The organism is Citrobacter sp. RHBSTW-00017 (assembly GCF_013797615.1).
Taxonomy (GTDB): Bacteria; Pseudomonadota; Gammaproteobacteria; order Enterobacterales; family Enterobacteriaceae; genus Citrobacter; species Citrobacter braakii.
Genome location: NZ_CP056899.1, coordinates 2,374,323 through 2,393,654, shown reverse-complemented (window position 1 = coordinate 2,393,654; position 19,332 = coordinate 2,374,323). Strand labels below are relative to the sequence as shown.

General features: G+C 51.0%; 17 protein-coding genes. 7 read left to right on the top strand and 10 right to left on the bottom strand.

Features of this window, described 5'->3' with window-relative positions:
- The first annotated feature begins 198 nt into the window (after window positions 1-198).
- The 6 genes from HV037_RS11590 to osmB all read left to right on the top strand — a co-directional run bounded on the left by HV037_RS11590 (window position 199) and on the right by osmB (window position 7,325).
- Window positions 199-1,344, top strand: a complete 1,146-nt coding sequence (locus HV037_RS11590; RefSeq protein WP_137380327.1) for a carboxymuconolactone decarboxylase family protein — start codon at window positions 199-201, stop codon at window positions 1,342-1,344.
- Between the two features lie 89 nt (window positions 1,345-1,433).
- Window positions 1,434-3,368 (top strand): exoribonuclease II, encoded by a 1,935-nt coding sequence (locus tag HV037_RS11585; RefSeq protein WP_181500346.1) that lies wholly within the window; start codon window positions 1,434-1,436, stop codon window positions 3,366-3,368.
- Between the two features lie 265 nt (window positions 3,369-3,633).
- Window positions 3,634-5,625, top strand: a complete 1,992-nt coding sequence (pdeR, locus tag HV037_RS11580) for a cyclic di-GMP phosphodiesterase (RefSeq protein WP_137367079.1) — start codon at window positions 3,634-3,636, stop codon at window positions 5,623-5,625.
- A 173-nt stretch (window positions 5,626-5,798) separates the two neighbouring features.
- Window positions 5,799-5,990 (top strand): hypothetical protein, encoded by a 192-nt coding sequence (locus tag HV037_RS11575; RefSeq protein WP_161623181.1) that lies wholly within the window; start codon window positions 5,799-5,801, stop codon window positions 5,988-5,990.
- Window positions 5,991-6,085: 95 nt separating this feature from the next.
- On the top strand, window positions 6,086-6,838 hold the full coding sequence (locus HV037_RS11570) for a DNA-binding transcriptional regulator YciT (protein ID WP_016153242.1): 753 nt from the start codon (window positions 6,086-6,088) through the stop codon (window positions 6,836-6,838).
- 268 nt (window positions 6,839-7,106) lie between these two features.
- Window positions 7,107-7,325, top strand: a complete 219-nt coding sequence (gene osmB / locus HV037_RS11565) for an osmotically-inducible lipoprotein OsmB (RefSeq protein ID WP_003020583.1) — start codon at window positions 7,107-7,109, stop codon at window positions 7,323-7,325.
- 90 nt (window positions 7,326-7,415) lie between these two features.
- On the opposite strand, the gene yciH is transcribed toward osmB, so the two are convergent.
- The 5 genes from yciH to pgpB form a co-directional block, all read right to left on the bottom strand.
- Window positions 7,416-7,742: a stress response translation initiation inhibitor YciH gene (gene yciH, locus HV037_RS11560; RefSeq protein WP_016153243.1), complete on the bottom strand. Its 327-nt coding sequence runs from the start codon at window positions 7,740-7,742 to the stop codon at window positions 7,416-7,418.
- Window positions 7,743-8,480, bottom strand: coding sequence for an orotidine-5'-phosphate decarboxylase (gene pyrF, locus HV037_RS11555; RefSeq protein WP_049282555.1), 738 nt, complete (start codon window positions 8,478-8,480; stop codon window positions 7,743-7,745).
- Between the two features lie 189 nt (window positions 8,481-8,669).
- The gene (gene lapB / locus HV037_RS11550) at window positions 8,670-9,839 is read right to left on the bottom strand and encodes a lipopolysaccharide assembly protein LapB (RefSeq protein ID WP_016153245.1); all 1,170 of its coding nucleotides are present in this window, start codon (window positions 9,837-9,839) and stop codon (window positions 8,670-8,672) included.
- A 6-nt stretch (window positions 9,840-9,845) separates the two neighbouring features.
- The gene (locus HV037_RS11545) at window positions 9,846-10,154 is read right to left on the bottom strand and encodes a LapA family protein (RefSeq protein ID WP_006684318.1); all 309 of its coding nucleotides are present in this window, start codon (window positions 10,152-10,154) and stop codon (window positions 9,846-9,848) included.
- Window positions 10,155-10,303: 149 nt separating this feature from the next.
- Window positions 10,304-11,068 (bottom strand): phosphatidylglycerophosphatase B, encoded by a 765-nt coding sequence (gene pgpB, locus HV037_RS11540; protein WP_181500345.1) that lies wholly within the window; start codon window positions 11,066-11,068, stop codon window positions 10,304-10,306.
- 201 nt (window positions 11,069-11,269) lie between these two features.
- On the opposite strand from pgpB, the gene ribA reads away from it, so the two are divergent.
- Window positions 11,270-11,860 (top strand): GTP cyclohydrolase II, encoded by a 591-nt coding sequence (gene ribA, locus HV037_RS11535; protein ID WP_016153247.1) that lies wholly within the window; start codon window positions 11,270-11,272, stop codon window positions 11,858-11,860.
- A gap of 50 nt (window positions 11,861-11,910) precedes the next feature.
- Here the strand turns inward: ribA and acnA are convergent, their stop codons facing one another.
- From acnA to topA, 5 genes are all read right to left on the bottom strand, one after another.
- A complete protein-coding gene (gene acnA, locus HV037_RS11530) occupies window positions 11,911-14,586 on the bottom strand; it encodes an aconitate hydratase AcnA (RefSeq protein ID WP_016153248.1) in 2,676 nt (891 codons plus the stop codon).
- 267 nt (window positions 14,587-14,853) lie between these two features.
- Complete coding sequence (locus HV037_RS11525; RefSeq protein ID WP_165500163.1) at window positions 14,854-15,024, bottom strand: hypothetical protein; 171 nt, start codon at window positions 15,022-15,024, stop codon at window positions 14,854-14,856.
- A gap of 3 nt (window positions 15,025-15,027) precedes the next feature.
- Window positions 15,028-15,168 carry a YmiA family putative membrane protein gene (locus tag HV037_RS11520; protein WP_213083732.1) on the bottom strand — a complete coding sequence of 47 codons (141 nt, stop codon included), beginning with the start codon at window positions 15,166-15,168 and terminating at the stop codon, window positions 15,028-15,030.
- Window positions 15,169-15,482: 314 nt separating this feature from the next.
- Window positions 15,483-16,457, bottom strand: a complete 975-nt coding sequence (gene cysB, locus HV037_RS11515; protein ID WP_016153251.1) for an HTH-type transcriptional regulator CysB — start codon at window positions 16,455-16,457, stop codon at window positions 15,483-15,485.
- A gap of 208 nt (window positions 16,458-16,665) precedes the next feature.
- Window positions 16,666-19,263, bottom strand: a complete 2,598-nt coding sequence (gene topA, locus HV037_RS11510) for a type I DNA topoisomerase (RefSeq protein WP_016153252.1) — start codon at window positions 19,261-19,263, stop codon at window positions 16,666-16,668.
- Window positions 19,264-19,332 lie beyond the last annotated feature (69 nt).

Genomic DNA, 19,332 nt, shown 5'->3' with positions numbered 1-19,332 from the left:
CGTAAGTCTTCTATGGGCGGTCTTGCCCCGCCCATGACTCTCCTCTGCCCGCCGCCATATATGCTTTTCTGATATTTATTATCACGGAACAATCTTTCATCCCCTCTTCTGCTTACGTCAGGATATTGCAGCGCAAACGATCCGGCGTAGTAGTAGACGACGTGTCCGGGTCGCCACTTTTTAGACCAAGGACCGCCCATGGAACAACGCCGAATTGAAGGCAAAAGCCACTGGTATCATGAGACGCAATCCAGCAAGCATCCGCAAGATATTCTGCCGCTGGTGCCGGAAGCCGCTCATGTCGACGACTGCTTTTTACTGGATCTGGCGATACCTGATGACGCCCTTTTGCCTTTTCAATCCTGGTTAATCCCTGCCCGTAAACTTGCCCAGGTTCTCTTCCCGGTTCACGTAAACCTGAATCAGATGCACACATTCAGCGCCTATGAACGGATGAGTACGGCGCTTACCGTCGCTCAGGTGTATGGCGTCCAGCGATTGTGCAATCACTATGCCGCGCGGTTAACACCGCTTCCTGGTCCTGACTCGTCACGGGAAAGTAACCATCGGCTGGCGCAAATCACCCAATATGCTCGCCAACTTGCCAGCTCTCCTGACGTGATAGGCGCACGCGATCGCCAGCATCTGGATGCGGTCGGGCTGACTACCAGCGATAGTATTTTGATGAATCAAATTATCGGCTTCGTCGGTTTTCAGGCCCGGACCGTGGCCCTGTTTCAGGCCTGGTTTGGACATCCGGTACGCCGAATACCGGGGCTGGATATACAGCAATTCGCTCACGCTTCGCCATTTAGTGCAACAAACGCTACCTGGCACGCTGCGCCATTCCCAATCGAAAAATATCCTGCTCAGGACGAGACGACGGCCAGACATTTTCCCGATGAACTGCAAGCGTTGGTGCCATTACTGATCCATTCACCGGTCATTTTAGATTTATTCACGACACTGATTTCCAGTACCCGGCGCAGCGCAGTACCGGTGCAGGCATTTTCACTGGCGGCGCTAATGACGTCACGGATTAACGGCAGCGTGGCCTGCTTTAATGAACAGGCACATACAGCCAATGAATTAGCTAACGTTATCGCCCTGCTTCGCCAGGAGGAACGTGAATTACAGCGTTGGGAACAGCGACATCCGGTTGAGCGCGTCACCCTGCAGGCGGTACAATGGCTAACCCGAGCGCCCGACCGTTTTAGCGCCGCGCTGTTAACCCCTTTGTTCGATCAGGGCATCTCTTCTGAACAAGCGATTAACCTGCTGGCCTGGAGCGGATTGTGCGGATGGTTGAATCGCTTGAAAATCGCGCTGGGCGAGACTTATTAACCGATCCACTTACTGAAAGAGCGCTTGCCGCAACTGAGAGAATCGCGTAAAACTGTCAGCCGCTCTTTTAGCCACGAAAATAGACAATTATGCTTCAGGACAACCCGCTGCTAGCGCAGCTTAAACAGCAACTGCATTCCCAGACGCCACGTGCTGAAGGGGTGGTAAAAGCCACGGAAAAAGGCTTTGGCTTCCTGGAAGTCGATGCACAAAAAAGCTATTTCATTCCACCGCCGCAGATGAAAAAAGTGATGCATGGCGACCGCATTGTTGCGGTTATCCATACAGAAAAAGATCGTGAATCTGCCGAGCCGGAAGAACTGATCGAACCCTTCCTGACGCACTTCGTGGGTAAAGTTCAGGGCAAAAATGATCGTCTGTCCATTGTGCCGGATCATCCGTTACTGAAAGAAGCGATCCCTTGCCGTGCCGCCCGCGGCGTTGAGCACGATTTTAAAGAAGGTGACTGGGCCGTCGCTGAAATGCGTCGCCACCCGCTGAAAGGCGATCGCACCTTCTATGCCGAGTTAACCCAATTTATCACTTTTGCTGATGACCACTTTGTCCCGTGGTGGGTCACGCTGGCACGCCATAATCTCGAAAAAGAAGCGCCGGACGGTGTGGCAACTGAGATGCTGGATGAAGGTCTGGTTCGTCAGGACTTAACCGCCCTCAACTTTGTCACCATCGACAGCGCCAGCACCGAAGATATGGACGATGCGCTTTATGCTGAAGAGCTGGCCGACGGCAAACTGCAATTAACTGTCGCCATTGCCGACCCTACGGCCTGGATTGCAGAAGGCAGCAAGCTGGATAAAACAGCAAAAATTCGCGCGTTTACTAACTATCTGCCGGGGTTCAATATCCCGATGCTACCACGCGAACTGTCTGACGATCTGTGCTCTTTACGCGCGAACGAAGTGCGTCCGGTTCTGGCTTGTCGTATGACCATCACCGCGGATGGCGCGATTGAAGACAACATCACCTTCTTCGCAGCGACGATTGAGTCGAAAGCGAAGCTGGTCTACGACAACGTCTCCGACTGGCTGGAAGGTGCCGGTGACTGGCAGCCTGCAAATGACGCGATTGCTGAACAAATCCGTCTGCTACACCGTATTTGCCTGAGCCGCGGTGAATGGCGTCATAACCATGCTCTGGTATTTAAAGATCGCCCGGATTACCGTTTTGTTCTTGGTGAAAAAGGTGAAGTCCTGGACATCGTCGCTGAGCCACGCCGCATCGCAAACCGAATCGTGGAAGAATCCATGATTGCGGCAAACATATGCGCCGCCCGCGTGCTTCGCGACAAGCTCGGCTTCGGTATTTATAACGTCCATATGGGATTCGACCCGGCCAACGCCGACGCTCTGGCCGCGCTGCTAAAAACCCATGGTATGCACGTTGATGCCGAGGAAGTCCTGACGCTGGAAGGTTTCTGCAAACTGCGCCGCGAGCTGGATGCGCAGCCTTCTGGTTTCCTCGACAGCCGAATTCGCCGCTTCCAGTCTTACGCTGAAATCAGTATCGAGCCAGGGCCGCACTTTGGGCTGGGTCTGGAGGCTTATGCCACCTGGACCTCTCCTATTCGTAAATATGGCGATATGATTAACCACCGTCTGCTTAAGGCCGTCATCAAAGGTGAAACCATCGCCCGCCCTGGGGATGATACCACGGTGCAAATGGCGGAACGTCGTCGCCTGAACCGGATGGCTGAGCGTGATGTGGGCGACTGGTTATACGCCCGTTTCCTGAGTGACAAAGCCGGGACCGATACCCGCTTTGCGGCCGAGATAATTGACGTCAGCCGCGGCGGTATGCGCGTACGTTTAGTTGATAATGGTGCAGTCGCATTTATTCCTGCCCCATTCCTGCACGCCGTTCGGGACGAGCTGGTATGCAGCCAGGAAAGCGGCACGGTGCAAATTAAAGGTGAAGTGGTTTACAAAGTCACGGATGTGATTGACATAACCATCGCCGAAGTTCGCATGGAAACCCGCAGCGTTATCGCGCGTCCAGCCGCGTAACACGTATCAATCCAGCGACCTTTCTCATTTTGTGAAAGGTCGTTTCTTTTTCCCGCCCAAATTCCCACCACCGCACTACACTTCTTTCATTCGGTCAATTTTATTTTTTTACTTTTTTCAGTTCCGCTGGCTTTGCTTTTTACGGATTCTGGATTAAACATAAATATATAAAAAAAACAATACGTTCAGCCATAATCACCCCGAATGAATCATGGCTACCCATACTTTTGAGGCTCTATGCGCTTTAAACGGGATAGTACACATGATGAAAGACGTCCGGGAGCTGGTTACGTTGTATAGCTATGTGGGCACTCATAACCCCTACTGGCGTTTGTCAGAGGATTGCAACATCCTGCATTTCTCTATCGACGAAGCGTCAGAAGCTGATCAGACCATCGAATTATTACCTGAACAAGCCGATCGCATTCGCGAAATGACGGTGATCACGTCAAGTCTGTTAATGACGTTGCCCATTGAAGATGACGACATTCCCGTGCATCTGGTCGGTCGAAAAATCAATAAGCGCGAATGGGCCGGTAGCGCATCCGCCTGGGATGACACCCCTTCCGTCGCCCGCGATCTGGCCCACGGCCTCTCTTTTGCCGAACAAGTCGTTTCCGAAGCCAATTCCGTTATTGTCATTCTTGACCGCATGGGCAACATTCAGCGGTTTAATCGCCTGTGCGAAGAGTACACCGGCCTCAAAGAACGTGAAGTCATTGGTCAAAGTGTATTCACATTATTTATGAGCCGTCGTGAAGCAGCGGCTTCACGGCGCAATATTGAGGTCTTTTTTCGCGAAGGTAACTCGTATGAGGTTGAACGCTGGGTCAAGACCTGCAAAGGCCAGCGTCTGTTTCTGTTTCGCAATAAATTTGTGCATAACGGTAGCGGCAAGAACGAAATTTTTCTGATCTGTTCCGGGACCGATATCACTGAAGAACGCCGCGCGCAGGAACGACTGCGGGTGTTGGCAAATACCGACTCCATCACTGGATTACCAAACCGCAACGCAATTCATGAACTGATCAGCAATGCAATTGATAACGCGGGCGATACGCAGGTCGGTATTGCGTACCTCGATCTGGATAACTTCAAAAAGGTAAACGATGCCTACGGGCATATGTTTGGCGATCAGCTACTACAAAGCGTGTCGCTGGCAATCCTCAGTTGCCTCGAAGACAACCAGATCCTGGCGCGATTTGGCGGTGATGAATTCATTGTTCTTGCCACCGAAACATCCCAGGGCACACTGGAAGCCACCGCATCACGCATTCTGACGCGCCTGCGCCAGCCCTTCCGCATCGGTCTGATTGAAGTCTATACCGGATGCTCTATTGGTATATCCCTCGCACCTCAGCATGGCCAGGACTGCGAGAGCGTCATTCGTAACGCGGATACAGCCATGTACACCGCGAAAGAAGGCGGCCGTGGGCAGTTTTGTGTTTTTTCTCCGGAAATGAATCAGCGGGTATTTGAATATCTGTGGCTGGATACTAATCTGCGTAAGGCGCTGGATAACGATCAACTGGTTATCCATTATCAGCCAAAGATAACCTGGCGCGGTGAAGTGCGCAGCCTGGAGGCGCTGGTTCGCTGGCAATCTCCGGAACGCGGCCTCATTCCACCGCTGGAGTTTATCTCCTACGCCGAAGAATCGGGGCTCATCGTCCCGCTGGGGCGTTGGGTTATTCTCGACGTTGTGCGCCAGGTAGCGAAATGGCGCGACAAGGGAATAAACCTGCGCGTGGCGGTAAACGTTTCTGCCCGCCAGCTCGCCGACCAGACGCTGTTTACCGCACTTAAGCAGGTACTTCACGAGCTCAACTTTGAGTATTGCCCCATCGATGTTGAATTAACGGAAAGCAGTTTGATAGAAAATGAGCAACTGGCGTTGTCAGTCATTCAGCAGTTTAGCCAGTTAGGAGCGCAAATCCATTTGGATGATTTTGGTACCGGTTATTCGTCGCTGTCTCAACTGGCCCGCTTCCCGCTAGATGCCATTAAACTGGATCAGACCTTTGTCAGAGAGATCCACAAACAATCCATTTCACAATCGCTGGTACGGGCCATAGTTGCGGTAGCGCAGGCGCTCAACCTGCAGGTCATCGCCGAAGGCGTGGAAAGCGCGAAAGAGGATGCGTTTCTGACCAAAAATGGTGTCAATGAGCGTCAGGGGTTTTTATTCGCCAAACCAATGCCAGCAGCCGCATTTGAACGTTGGTATCGCCGCCACCTGAGTAAAAAACTGCGCTAATGCAGAGAGAATGAAGGCGATAAATAGCCATAAATGGACATTACTTGACGACGCTATCCGCATGTAATCACAGAATATATAATATTCTTCAATCGTTCAGGTTAATACTATTTTTCCCTTCTCTTTTGCCATGAAATTCTGCATCATGAAATTCAAACTCTATTGCCATTAGGATGACGACCATGTCTGATATCGACGCTCAGCGTCTGGCCGAACGTATTGATACCGTGCTGGATATCCTCGTTGCAGGTGATTACCACTCAGCCATCCACAATCTTGAAATTTTGAAAGCTGAACTGTTAAACACGGTCAAAGAAGATGCCGAATCTTTGGCGAAAAAGCAGAAGGCGCCATGGGAGATCTGATGACAGTGATCTTTTGATGTCGCTGCTATCAGCAAACTGCAGATAATGCAGTTTCCGTTTAATTTCCGATACGATATCGCAATAAAATTAATACTATGAATTCCCGACAACAATCTATTTTGCAGATGGTGACCGATAAAGGTCAGATGAGCGTCGCCGATCTGGCAAAAGTCACCGGTGTCTCCGAAGTGACGATTCGACAGGATCTGAACACGCTGGAAAAACAGAGTTACTTACGCCGAGCCCACGGTTTTGCTGTTTCATTGAACAGCGATGATGTTGAAACGCGCATGATGACCAATTTCACTCTGAAACGTGAACTGGCTGAATTCGCTGCATCTCTGGTCAGTCCAGGCGAATCCGTATTCATTGAGAATGGCAGCAGCAATGCACTTCTGGCCAGAACGCTGGCAGAGCAAAAAGATGTCACCATCATCACCGTGAGCAGCTACATTGCTCATCTGCTCAAAGAAACGCCCTGTGAAGTGATACTTCTCGGTGGAATTTACCAGAAAAAAAGTGAGAGCATGGTCGGCCCTTTAACTCGCCAGTTTATCCAGCAGGTACACTTCAGTAAGGCCTTTATCGGCATTGACGGCTGGCAGGCTGATACCGGTTTTACCGGACGCGATATGATGCGTTCTGACGTGGTTAACGCGGTGCTGGAAAAAGGCGCAGAAGTTATTGTGTTGACCGACAGCTCAAAATTCGACGCCATTCACCCTTACACGCTGGGTCCATTAGAGCGATTCAGCCGCGTAGTAACGGACTCCAGACTCAGCGCCAGCGTACAAATGCAGCTCGAACATTCAGGATTAATCGTCAATATCATTGATGCCCACGCATAAAATCTTCAGTAGATGGTTTGTCAGCAGACAAATCATCTGCTCTCTGAGAGTTATCTGACAATCCAATTAAGACTTTTTACCTGTCGTTAACAGGATAAAGTCGTAAAATTAATGTTAGCGATATAACAGGAACGAACCTCCAACTTCAGGATAGTGTTTGTAATGACTTCGCTAAACGGTTTCACGGAAATATCTTCGATAGTCTTAATTTGACGCTATCCTTAAAGAACACTGGATTCCGTGAATCAATAATTCAGGAGAAAGTATTATGTTAGTAACGAGCAAAAAAATGACCGCTGCCATTCTGGCGATTACTCTGGCAATGTCGCTGAGTGCCTGCTCTAACTGGTCCAAACGAGATCGTAACACCGCAATCGGTGCTGGTGCAGGTGCAATAGGTGGTGCAGTCCTGACTGACGGTAGCACGCTGGGTACGCTGGGTGGTGCTGCAGTAGGTGGTATTATTGGCCACCAGGTGGGTAAATAATCTACGGTTAAACGGCTCGATATAATAATACGTTTACTTTTTCAGGTCTTTATTATTAAAAAGCCACGGAAATTTTCCGTGGCTTTTTTATTAACCGCCAGCTAGTTTAACTTTCATTCCTTTAGCTTCCAGCAGCGATTTAATCAGGTCGCGTTTATCCCCCTGAATTTCAATCACGCCATCTTTCACTGCTCCACCGCAACCACACTTTTTCTTCAGTTCTGCGGCTAATTTGGTCAGTTCGGCATCGTCTTGATCAATACCGGTAATCAGGCACACGCCCTTCCCTTTGCGACCACTGGTCTGGCGCTGGATACGAACAATGCCATCGCCTTTTGGACGCTCAGGCGCTGTTTTCGGTTCATCAATACGCCCGGAGTCGGTTGAGTAGACCAGACGAGAGTTTGAGTCGTTCATTTACGCACCTCGTTTCAGGGAAGCATTGATCATCTTCAGCGTCTGCGCGGGATCGGCCGACTGGGTGACCGGACGACCAATCACCATGTAATCCACACCTGCTAATTGCGCCTGTTCCGGTGTCATAATACGACGCTGATCGCCCGCCTCGCTGCCTTCTGGACGAATACCCGGTGTCACCAGCTTAAATGCCTGGCCCAACGCCTGCTTGAATCGCACCGCTTCCTGAGCTGAGCATACGACACCATCCAGACCACAATTCTGGGTTAAGCGCGCCAGTCTTTCAGCATAATCCGCAGGTGACAACGTCACGCCTAGATCGGCGAGGTCGCTGGCTTCCATACTGGTCAGAACCGTCACGGCAATCAGTAGCGGCGCGTCCTGGCCAAAAGGCACTAAGGCTTCACGGGCTGCAGTCATCATACGCGCCCCGCCAGAAGCGTGAACGTTAACCATCCAGACGCCAAGTTCGGCAGCAGCGGCAACTGCATGTGCGGTGGTATTGGGAATATCATGAAATTTCAAATCAAGAAAGATGTCAAAACCACGCTGTTGTAGATCGCGAACCAACTGAGGTCCAAAAAGCGTGAACATCTCTTTGCCCACTTTCAAACGGCAATCACGAGGATCAATTCTGTCAACAAAAGCTAATGCTTTATCACGATTAGAATAATCGAGAGCGACAACGACAGGGGAATCGGTAACAGCACGAGAAGAAGATGAAGCAGTAAACGTCATGACCAGACCTTCTTGAGGATGGGCGCCCACGGCGGCGCGAAATGGGTAAACGGCGTGCATTCTACCTGCGGTAATAGAAAATTAACAGGCGCGATTACATTTCTGCCAGGCGAACCGGCAACGGAGGTTGAGGATGGATCGATTACACACCAACAGTATGTTGTAACTAAAATGAGGTTTTTTTAAAAATTACAGCCCATCAAGTCCGCGAATGGGCTTAATGGTTGACCATGAACGGCAGGATGGACAGTGCCAGTACAGCGTATACGCCGTAAAACCGCACTTCTGGCAGCGGTAGCGCGGTTTACTGCGTACCTGCTCTCCGACCATATCGCGCAGAACCATCAGGCTCTCTTTGGCACGCCCTTCTTCGGCTTCGTGGAGATGATAATCCATCAGCTTGTGGAACACGCGCATCGTAGGATGACGTTGCAGCTGACGAGTGATATAGACCTGAGCGGTATCAGCCCCCTCACGCGCCTCAAGAATATCCGCCAGCATCAGTTCGGCGGCGGCACCAGTATTCTCCTCGACGGCCCGACGTAAAAACTCCGCCCACTCATCGTTTTTCCCCAGATGCTGGTAGCAGCTTTGCAGCATTTCCAGCGTTTCGCTGACCAGCTCTTTATCCTGGGAAATGACCCGTTGCAGGCTTTCAACCGCCTTCGCGTAATCACCTTTTTCCATGTACACGCGACCCATCATGATGGATACCCGTGCACTGTTTTTGTCTGCCGCGGCGCCTTTTTTCAACAGCGTCATAGCGCGATCCATATCGTCGCTACCCATTTGCTGTAAGGCCAGTTCGCAGTAGAAGTGGGCTATCTCATTACGCTGTTTGTCTTTGCCGAGTTTTACCAGACGCTCTGCTACATCAATGGCTTTTTGCCATTCGCTGGTGGCCTGATAAATTTGCAACAGTTGCTGTAATGCGCCAACCCGAAAATCAGTTTCATCGGTAAGCTGATTGAACATGTCTTCCGCGCGGTCGTACAGTCCCGCGGCCATGTAGTCGCGCCCCAGCTGTTGCACGGCCAGCAAACGCTGCTCGTAGGTCAGCGAGGCACTTTCCATTAACGTTTGATGGATGCGGATTGCGCGATCGACTTCACCGCGAGAGCGGAACAGGTTTCCGAGGGTGAGATGAGCCTCAACGGTGCCTGTGTCCTCTTTTAGCATATCAAGGAACAGATCTACCGCTTTATCTTGTTGGTTGCTCAGGAGGAAGTTAACCCCGGCGACATAGTCACGAGAAAGGCGGTTAGCTTCATCCTGCTTGGTTTGTTGCGCACTTCTGCGACCCATATACCACCCATAGGCAGCGGCTACAGGTAAAAGCAGAAACAACAACTCCAACATAAATAATTATTCCTTCACAACCGACGAATCGGCAGATACCGCAACGTCGGTCGCAGGCGCAAGCTGGTTTTCCAGTCGTTTGATTTTACGTTCGGCGCGCGCAAGAGACACACGAACCTTCAGCCAGAAAAGGCCGCAAATTAGCCAACCAATCGCAAACCCTGCGGCAAACAATACAGCAAGCAGCGTAGAGATACGATACTCACCCTGAGCCAGCAGGTAATTAAACGTAACCTGTTGATCGTTTTGCGCACCCAATGTCACCGAAATAACAAAAATCGCCAACACCAGTAAGAAAATGAGTAAATATTTCACATTACTTCCCGTTATGTGGTTTGAGCGAATAAATCGTGTCCAACTTACCGCGTTGAGCCCTTTAAATTACCATTTTCACAACGAGTGCGAAACGGAAAAGCGCTTTCCACTTTCTGATTTAAGGGCAAAATTTGAAAAATCAATCATCGCTAGCTTTCTTGTTCTCGCTGCGCGATTTCTTTTTCCTCCTGCACTGGTGGGGTTAATGGTCCGCATACCCGCTGTGCAAGCCAGGTTGCCAGCGTCACCAACAGCCACGAAATCAGCGTTGCCACCACCAAATCACAGGGCCAGTGCATGCCTAACAGCAAGCGGCTGCCCATCACGCCGGTCGCCCAGATCAGCAAAAACACAATCGTCAGCATACGTCTGCGCGGCCATAACAGCCCTACGCCCAGTAAAGCCCAACTGGCGGCAAACATCGTATGTCCGGACGGAAAGGCAAACCCCGTTTCTTTTTGCCAGTGCTTGCGTAAAAACGTTGGAATATCCTGCTGTTCGGCCAATTGTTCTTTGACTAAATGCCCACGATCTTTACGTTTTAAAGTGTAGAACTCATCAACCGGAATATGGTGCGTTTTTTCCAGCCACACGACAAAAGGTCGCGGTTCTTGCACCCTGTCTTTTACCCAGGACTTCACGCCCTGTCCCACTAAAATCGCCGCTGCCAGAATAGCAAACAGCATTACCGCGGCTTTAAGTCGAAAACGCAAGCACCACAGAAACCATGCACAAAGCGCAACGTGAGTGATAATTCCCCACGGCTGCGTCACCGTTTCCGTTACCCAGTACAAGGACTTTAACCACCAGACATTGTGCCCCGGCTGCCAGCTCCAGCCTGATATCCATACGGCAACCGGCATGATAAGTAGCAGTCCGGTCCCCACTGCGGTGCGCTTTGCAATAGACAGCATTGCCTCTCCTTTCGTCGATAAGTATCACAATCATAACTGAAAAATTCACACGTCGGGAAAATTGACAATTTTGTGCCATTCCAAAAGCGAATCCGTGGTCGCGATTAGGTGAACGTCGTTGCCTTATGGCAAAATAGTGTAATACAGAACAGAAGCCGACAGGCGAGGCACGACGAGTGCCAGCATAATCTGGAGAATTACATGCAGCTTAAACGTGTGGCAGAAGCCAAACTGCCAACCCCCTGGGGTGATTTCCTGATGGTGGGATTTGAAGAACTGGCAACCGGACACGATCATGTCGCACTGGTTTTTGGTGATATAACAGGCCAAACACCTGTCCTGGCGCGCGTCCACTCCGAATGTCTGACTGGCGATGCGCTGTTTAGCCTGCGTTGCGATTGCGGTTTCCAGCTCGAAGCGGCCCTCACCCACATTGCAGAAGAAGGGCGTGGCATTCTGCTTTATCACCGTCAGGAAGGACGCAACATTGGCCTGCTCAACAAAATCCGCGCTTACGCGTTGCAGGACCAGGGTTATGATACCGTTGAAGCGAATCATCAGTTGGGATTTGCGGCAGACGAGCGCGATTTCACGCTGTGTGCCGATATGTTCAAGCTGCTGGGCGTGGATGCGGTACGTTTGCTGACCAATAACCCGAAGAAAGTAGAAATCCTGACCGAAGCGGGAATCAATATTGTTGAACGCGTGCCGCTGATCGTGGGCCGTAATCCAAAAAATGAACATTATCTGGACACCAAAGCCGCCAAGATGGGACATTTGCTGGGCAAATAATCGTTGTCACCGCCTATCAAAAAGCCTGCTCTCGCAGGCTTTTTTGCATTTTAATTCAACATATTACGAATCACGTAGTGCAGAATGCCGTCGTTTTGGTAATACGTTAGCTCCGTCGCGGTATCAATGCGACAGCGGCATAGAATCACCTCTTTACGCCCATCTGCGCGTACCATACTCACCGGAACTGTCGCCCCCGGTTTAATGTTTTGTAGGTCCGTAATATCGATCGCCTCCTCACCGGTTAATCCCAGCGTTTTACGCGTGACGCCCTGCGGGAATTCCAGCGGTAAAATGCCCATGCCAATCAGGTTAGAACGGTGAATTCGCTCAAAAGACTCTGCGATAACCACGCGAACGCCCAGCAAACGTGGGCCTTTCGCCGCCCAGTCGCGGCTGGAGCCGGATCCATACTCTTTCCCAGCAATCACCGCCAGAGGCACGTTCTCCTGCTGGTATTGCATGGCCGCATCATAAATAGCCACCACTTCGGTTCCCGGCAAATGACGCGTCATGCCACCTTCCACGCCAGGTACCATCTCATTGCGAATACGAATATTGGCAAAGGTACCACGCATCATCACTTCATGATTCCCGCGTCGCGAACCGTAGGAGTTAAAATCTTTACGCTCAACGCCATGGCTTTGCAGATAACGCCCCGCCGGACTGTCTGGTTTAATACTGCCGGCAGGAGAAATATGGTCGGTGGTAACAGAATCTCCGAGCATCGCCAGAATACGCGCACCGTGAATGTCCTGAACCGGATCCGGCGTAGCCTGCATACCATCGAAGAACGGTGACAAACGGATATAGGTCGAGTCAGACTGCCAGCCATAGGTATCAGCGCGATCAACCTGGATTGCTTTCCATTCTGGCGTGCCTTCAAAGACTTCAGCATACTCTTTATGGAACATGGCGGTAGAGACCTGCTCAACGGCGCGGGCAATTTCCTTGGCTGTCGGCCAAATATCTTTCAGATAAACAGGATCGCCTTTTCTGTCATGGCCTAACGGATCTTTCGTCAGGTTGATATTCATATTCCCCGCCAGCGCGTAGGCCACCACCAGCGGCGGAGACGCCAGCCAGTTGGTCTTCACGAGCGGATGGATACGACCTTCAAAGTTACGGTTTCCAGAAAGCACTGCCCCAACCGTAAGATCGCCTTTTTTGATGGCTGTTTCGATAGGATCGGGTAAGGGTCCAGAGTTGCCAATACAGGTGGTACAGCCATAACCCACAAGATTAAATCCCAGCTCATCAAGGTACGGAGTGAACCCTGCCTTTGCCAGATAATCGGAAACCACCTTCGATCCTGGCGCCAACGAGGCTTTCACCCATGGCTGGCGTTTCAAACCAAGCGTTACGGCTTTTTTCGCCAGCAGCCCCGCCGCCATCAATACGCTTGGGTTTGAGGTGTTGGTACAAGAGGTGATAGCGGCTATCACCACCGCGCCGTCCGGCAGCTTATACTGCTGACCGCTCATGGTATAGTCCACTGGCTGACGGTCTTTCAGCGAGCTATTCACCTCGAGTTCATTACTCGCCGAAAAGGCTTTCGGCACATCAGCCAGCGCCACCCGATCCTGCGGACGCTTCGGTCCAGCAAGGCTTGCCTCTACGCTGCCCATATCCAGCTCCAACGAACTGGTAAACACAGGTTCATCCCCTGGGTTACGCCACATTCCCTGCGCTTTGGCATAGGCATTGACCAACTCAACCTGTTCCTCACTGCGCCCGCTCAGACGCATATACTCAAGGGTAATGTCATCGATCGGGAAGAAACCGCAGGTTGCGCCGTATTCCGGTGCCATGTTCGCAATGGTTGCTCGATCGGCCAGAGGTAAGGTGTCCAGCCCATCACCGTAGAATTCAACGAATTTACCGACTACACCGTGCTTACGCAGCATCTGGGTGACGGTCAGAACCAGGTCGGTGGCAGTGATACCTTCCCGCAGTTTACCCACCAGTTTAAAGCCCACAACATCCGGGATCAGCATTGAGACCGGTTGACCCAGCATTGCCGCTTCAGCTTCAATGCCTCCAACGCCCCAGCCCAGCACACCGAGACCATTAATCATCGTTGTATGGGAATCGGTACCGACCAGTGTATCGGGATAAGCCACCCATTCACCGTCCTGTAACTCGCTCCAGACAGCTTTGCCAAGATATTCAAGGTTAACCTGGTGGCAAATCCCCGTACCCGGCGGTACAACGCTGAAGCGACTAAATGCCTGCTGTCCCCATTTCAGGAACACATAACGTTCATGGTTACGTTCCATTTCCAGACGCACGTTTTCTTCGAAAGCATCATCATCACCAAAACGATCCACCGTTACCGAGTGGTCAATGACAAGATCCACTGGCGAAAGCGGATTCACTTTTGCCGTATCCCCACCCAGACGTTTCACCGCTTCGCGCATGGCGGCGAGATCGACCACCGCCGGCACGCCGGTAAAATCCTGCATCAGAACACGAGCAGGTCGATAGGCAATTTCTCGATCGGCATGAGCGGTCTTCAGCCAATGCGCAAGCGCATGAATATCATCTTCGGTAACGGAATTACCGTCCTGCCAGCGAAGCAGGTTTTCCAGCAAAACTTTTAGCGATTTCGGTAAACGGGTGATATCACCCAGTGATTTAGCGGCCAGCGGCAGACTGTAGTAACGGTAGGTTTTATCTTTAACCTGCAATGTGTCCTTACTGGCTTCTCGTAGGGTCGACGACATAGCTCCTCCTTAATGACAGGGTTGGATCCCCTGATTTTCCTCAGGGTTAGTATTAAAGATAACACAAACAAAATGTAACGCTTTGATAACAACTCAAATTGATAAAAGTGGAGGGCTACAAAAGGGGGAACTGAAGTATCTGGCGAGGAGAAAGGTTTAAGCGGTCAAGCTTAATACGGTGATAAGCATGGCTCATCACGATTGCCCGGAATAAAATATTTGCAGTACAAGACAACAGACTAATAATAATTATAAAATTCGTATCAATTATTGTTTCTGTTCATCATCATCCGCAAACAGATCGATAAACGCCCGTTGTTCAGGAGAGAGTTTCCAGGTCGCTGGAATATTCGGCTTATTCTCTGCGCTGCGTTGACTCTCTTGTTCAGGGTCATCCGGAGATGGCATCACGGTGGAGCGTTGTTCCAGTGTGGACATGACCTATCCCCACACGTTCCAGGCCACGAGCGCGACAATAACCCAGAACACGGCAGAGCCAAGAAACACAGCGAACCAGGCTTTACGTTTCATGACGGGATCCCGGCGTGCTGGCTGGTTTCCTGAAGGCATCGCTAACCTCATACTATCGAAATCACTTATCATTTAAGCACCAAACAATCGGTACAATTAATCATCAGATAGGAGGAATCCTAATAAAAAAGGTCAAAAAAAGCCAGTTAATTTTCATACTCGACCTGATAAATAAATTAATTATTTGATCGGTTATAAATATTTGAGAGGGGTTTTTGGCGACCTTACTAATTTGAAACTACTTTAGCAAGTGTTTACCATAAACAATATATGGTTAATATATAGAGGAAAAATATTGAATAGATTCAGACTCTGCCGTCGGTATCGCTTTATGTTTGAGGATACCGACGAGGTAACAGCCGTTATTATTTCTCAGGCAATTTAATATCTTTAAACATGGCTTCAATATCGTCGTTGGAACGTAGCGCCACCGCCGTATCCACCACATCACGCGTCAGATGCGGCGCGAAACGTTGAATAAAATCATACATGTAACTGCGTAAAAAAGTGCTGCGACGAAAACCAATCTTGGTGGTGCTATGGCTGAAGATATCATGGGCATCAACGCGCACCAGGTCAGGGTCGGAGACAGGATCAACCGCCATACTGGCAATTACCCCCACGCCAAGGCCCAGGCGTACATAGGTCTTAATGACATCGGCATCGGTCGCGGTAAAAACTATACGCGGCTCAAGCCCCGCACGGTTGAACGCGGTGTCCAGTTCCGAACGTCCGGTAAATCCGAACGTGTAGGTCACCAGTGGATACTGCGCCAGTTCTTCAATGGATACGGCGGATTTGCCCGCCAACGGATGGTCCGGCGTAACGACAATCGAACGGTTCCAGTGGTAGCAAGGCAGCATCACCAGATCGTCATACAGGTGCAGGGCTTCCGTCGCGATAGCAAAATCTGCATTCCCTTTCGAGACGGCTTCGGCGATTTGCGTCGGCGATCCCTGGTGCATATGCAATGAGACGCGTGGATAACGCTCAATAAAGCCTTTAATAACGTTCGGCAAAGCGTAACGCGCCTGAGTGTGCGTGGTGGCGATATACAGTGAGCCTTTGTCCGGCCAGGTATGTTCGCCAGCAACGGACTTAATGGCATCCACCTTCGACAAAACTTCTCGCGCGATTCGAATGACTTCCTGGCCCGCTGGCGTAACCTGGGTCAGGTGCTTACCGCTACGGGCAAAAATCTGGATGCCAAGTTCATCTTCCAGCATACGAACTTGCTTACTGATACCTGGCTGCGAGGTATAAAGCCCTTCCGCCGTTGAGGAGACATTAAGGTTGTGGTTCACCACCTCAACAATGTAGCGAAGCTGCTGTAATTTCATGTTAAGCCATCCCGATTTGCGCCATCAAATCATCGTTTCAGAGCAGGCTCGTTGGCGCTGCTAATACGATTTAATAATAAAAAGTGTGTTAACTATAACCACTATATCATTTCTATGTGAGCTGTATAGGGATGACAAAAAATAATACGCCAGAAACAAAAAGGGCCGCTTACGCGACCCTTTGAGGAGAAACTCAGCCGGAATGCTGTTATTTCTTCCCTTCTACCCATTTACCGTCAACGAAGAACGCGGACCAGCCGGTCGCCTTACCGTCTTTCTCCGCAGCAACGTATTGCTGCTTGGTTTTACGGCTGAAACGAACCATCGACTTGTTGCCGTCCGGGTCAGTCTGCGGCGCATCTGCCAGATAGCGCAGTTTTTCCGGCAGACGATCGCGGAAGCGGTACAACTCTTCAACCAGTGGCGCACGTGTCTCACGTGATTTCGGGAACGTATTTGCCGCCAGGAAGATACCTGCAGCACCATCACGTAACACGAAATACGCATCAGATTTTTCACACGGCAGTTCTGGCAACGGAACCGGATCCTCTTTCGGTGGAGCAACTTCACCGTTACGCAGGATCTTACGGGTATTTTTGCACTCGTCGTTGGTACACGCCATGTACTTGCCGAAACGTCCCATTTTCAGGTGCATTTCAGAGCCACATTTCTCGCACTCAACAATAGGACCGTCATAACCCTTGATGCGGAATTCGCCTTCTTCGATCTCATAGCCGTCGCAGGTAGGGTTATTACCACATACATGCAGCTTGCGCTTAGGATCGATAAGGTAGCTGTCCATCGCCGTGCCGCACTTCTGGCAGCGACGTTTGGCGCGCAAAGCGTTGGTTTCCGCATCGTCGCCTTCCAGCACGTTCAGCACTTCGTTTTCCGGCACCAGGTTAATGGTGGTTTTGCAACGCTCTTTCGGGGAAAGCGCATAGCCAGAACAACCCAGGAAAACGCCGGTGCTGGCGGTACGAATACCCATCTTGCGACCGCAGGTTGGGCAATCAATGCTGGTCAGCACCATCTGGTTCGGACGCATACCGCCCTCTTCAGGATCTTTCTCGGCTTTATCCAGTTGCTGAGTAAAATCAGTGAAGAAGTTGTCGAGTACGCCCTTCCATTCGGCTTCGTGATTTGCCACCTGGTCGAGGCTGTCTTCCATCTGCGCGGTAAAGTCGTAGTTCATCAGTTCGCGGAAGTTTTCTTCCAGACGATCGGTGACGATTTCACCCATTTTTTCAGCGTAGAAGCGACGGTTCTCAACGCGAACATAACCGCGATCCTGAATCGTAGAAATGATCGACGCATACGTGGATGGGCGACCAATACCACGTTTTTCAAGCTCTTTAACCAGCGAAGCTTCACTGAAGCGCGCAGGCGGTTTGGTAAAGTGTTGCGCAGGTGTCAGTTCGATGAGCGTCAACGTATCGCCTTTATCCACCGCTGGTAAAATGCGGTCTTCATCGCCCTTACGCAGCGCAGGCATCACTTTCGTCCAGCCATCGAAGCGCAGAATACGACCACGCGCCTTCAGACGGAAATCACCCGCGCCCACCGTCAGCGTGGTGGAATCATATTTAGCAGGTGTCATCTGACAGGCAACAAACTGGCGCCAGATCAGCTGATACAGTTTTTGCGCATCGGCTTCCATATCTTTCAGCGATTCCGCCTGAACGGCGACATCGGAAGGACGGATAGCTTCGTGCGCTTCCTGCGAGTTCTCTTTGCTGGCGTACTGGTTCGCGCTCTCCGGCAGATACTTTTTGCCGAAATTATCGCTGATGTAATCGCGAACCATGTTCACCGCATCCTGGCTCAGGTTGGTTGAGTCAGTACGCATATAAGTGATGTAGCCCGCTTCATACAAGCGCTGCGCCATCATCATGGTTTTCTTCACGCCGAAACCCAGACGCGTGCTGGCGGCCTGCTGTAGCGTGGAGGTGATGAACGGCGCACCCGGCTTGCTGCTAGTCGGCTTATCTTCGCGTTCCAGAACGCTGTAGCGCGCTTTTTCCAACAGGCTAACGGCGGCAAGTGTTTGTTCCCGGTTGACCGGACGGAACGGTTTATCATTCTGATGCGTCACCTCAAGCGGTAACGCGTCACCGCCTGGCGTGGTCGTGTTAGCATCAATTTCCCAGAACTCTTCAGGAACGAATGCTTTGATTTCGCGTTCACGCTCAACCACCAGACGCACGGCAACCGACTGTACGCGGCCTGCTGACAGGCCTCGCGCAATTTTTTTCCACAGCAGCGGCGACACCATATAGCCCACAACACGGTCCATAAAGCGGCGCGCCTGTTGCGCATTGACGCGGTCGATGTTCAGCTCGCCCGGCTTTTCAAACGCCTGACGAATAGCGTTTTTGGTAATTTCGTTAAACACCACGCGACTGTAGCGGGTGTCGTCGCCGCCGATCACTTCCCGCAGGTGCCACGCAATGGCTTCCCCTTCGCGGTCAAGGTCGGTTGCGAGATAGATGTGGTCGGCTTTTTCAGCCAGTTGCTTCAGTTCAGAAACAACTTTTTCTTTACCGGGCAGCACTTCATAGCGCGCATCCCAGTTGTGCCACGGGTCAACACCCATACGATTGACGAGAGCGCCACGTTCATCCTTTTTGGGCTTTTTAGCCGTTTTGGTGGAGGTTGAGTCGGCGCTCTTTTTAGTTGCTGAGCCACTGGTCGGCAAATCACGGATATGACCGACGCTGGATTTCACCACGTAGTCATTACCCAGATACTTGTTGATCGTTTTGGCTTTTGCCGGGGACTCAACGATGACAAGAGCTTTACCCATATTCACCTTTACCTAATTTGATTCTTCCAGAATGCGTCGCACGTTGATTCACCTTCCACTGGCGACGAG

Excerpts from the sequence above, each read along its gene's own strand:
- osmB (WP_003020583.1), top strand. The coding sequence starts at position 7,107 with ATGTTAGTAACGAGCAAAAAAATGACCGCTGCCATTCTGGCGATTACT.
- cysB (WP_016153251.1), bottom strand. The coding sequence starts at position 16,457 with ATGAAATTACAGCAGCTTCGCTACATTGTTGAGGTGGTGAACCACAAC.
- HV037_RS11575 (WP_161623181.1), top strand. The coding sequence starts at position 5,799 with ATGACGACCATGTCTGATATCGACGCTCAGCGTCTGGCCGAACGTATT.
- HV037_RS11590 (WP_137380327.1), top strand. The coding sequence starts at position 199 with ATGGAACAACGCCGAATTGAAGGCAAAAGCCACTGGTATCATGAGACG.
- pgpB (WP_181500345.1), bottom strand. The coding sequence starts at position 11,068 with ATGCTGTCTATTGCAAAGCGCACCGCAGTGGGGACCGGACTGCTACTT.
- pyrF (WP_049282555.1), bottom strand. The coding sequence starts at position 8,480 with ATGACGTTTACTGCTTCATCTTCTTCTCGTGCTGTTACCGATTCCCCT.
- pdeR (WP_137367079.1), top strand. The coding sequence starts at position 3,634 with ATGAAAGACGTCCGGGAGCTGGTTACGTTGTATAGCTATGTGGGCACT.
- HV037_RS11570 (WP_016153242.1), top strand. The coding sequence starts at position 6,086 with ATGAATTCCCGACAACAATCTATTTTGCAGATGGTGACCGATAAAGGT.
- HV037_RS11585 (WP_181500346.1), top strand. The coding sequence starts at position 1,434 with ATGCTTCAGGACAACCCGCTGCTAGCGCAGCTTAAACAGCAACTGCAT.
- acnA (WP_016153248.1), bottom strand. The coding sequence starts at position 14,586 with ATGTCGTCGACCCTACGAGAAGCCAGTAAGGACACATTGCAGGTTAAA.
- lapB (WP_016153245.1), bottom strand. The coding sequence starts at position 9,839 with ATGTTGGAGTTGTTGTTTCTGCTTTTACCTGTAGCCGCTGCCTATGGG.
- topA (WP_016153252.1), bottom strand. The coding sequence starts at position 19,263 with ATGGGTAAAGCTCTTGTCATCGTTGAGTCCCCGGCAAAAGCCAAAACG.
- yciH (WP_016153243.1), bottom strand. The coding sequence starts at position 7,742 with ATGAACGACTCAAACTCTCGTCTGGTCTACTCAACCGACTCCGGGCGT.
- ribA (WP_016153247.1), top strand. The coding sequence starts at position 11,270 with ATGCAGCTTAAACGTGTGGCAGAAGCCAAACTGCCAACCCCCTGGGGT.
- HV037_RS11525 (WP_165500163.1), bottom strand. The coding sequence starts at position 15,024 with ATGTCCACACTGGAACAACGCTCCACCGTGATGCCATCTCCGGATGAC.
- HV037_RS11520 (WP_213083732.1), bottom strand. The coding sequence starts at position 15,168 with ATGAGGTTAGCGATGCCTTCAGGAAACCAGCCAGCACGCCGGGATCCC.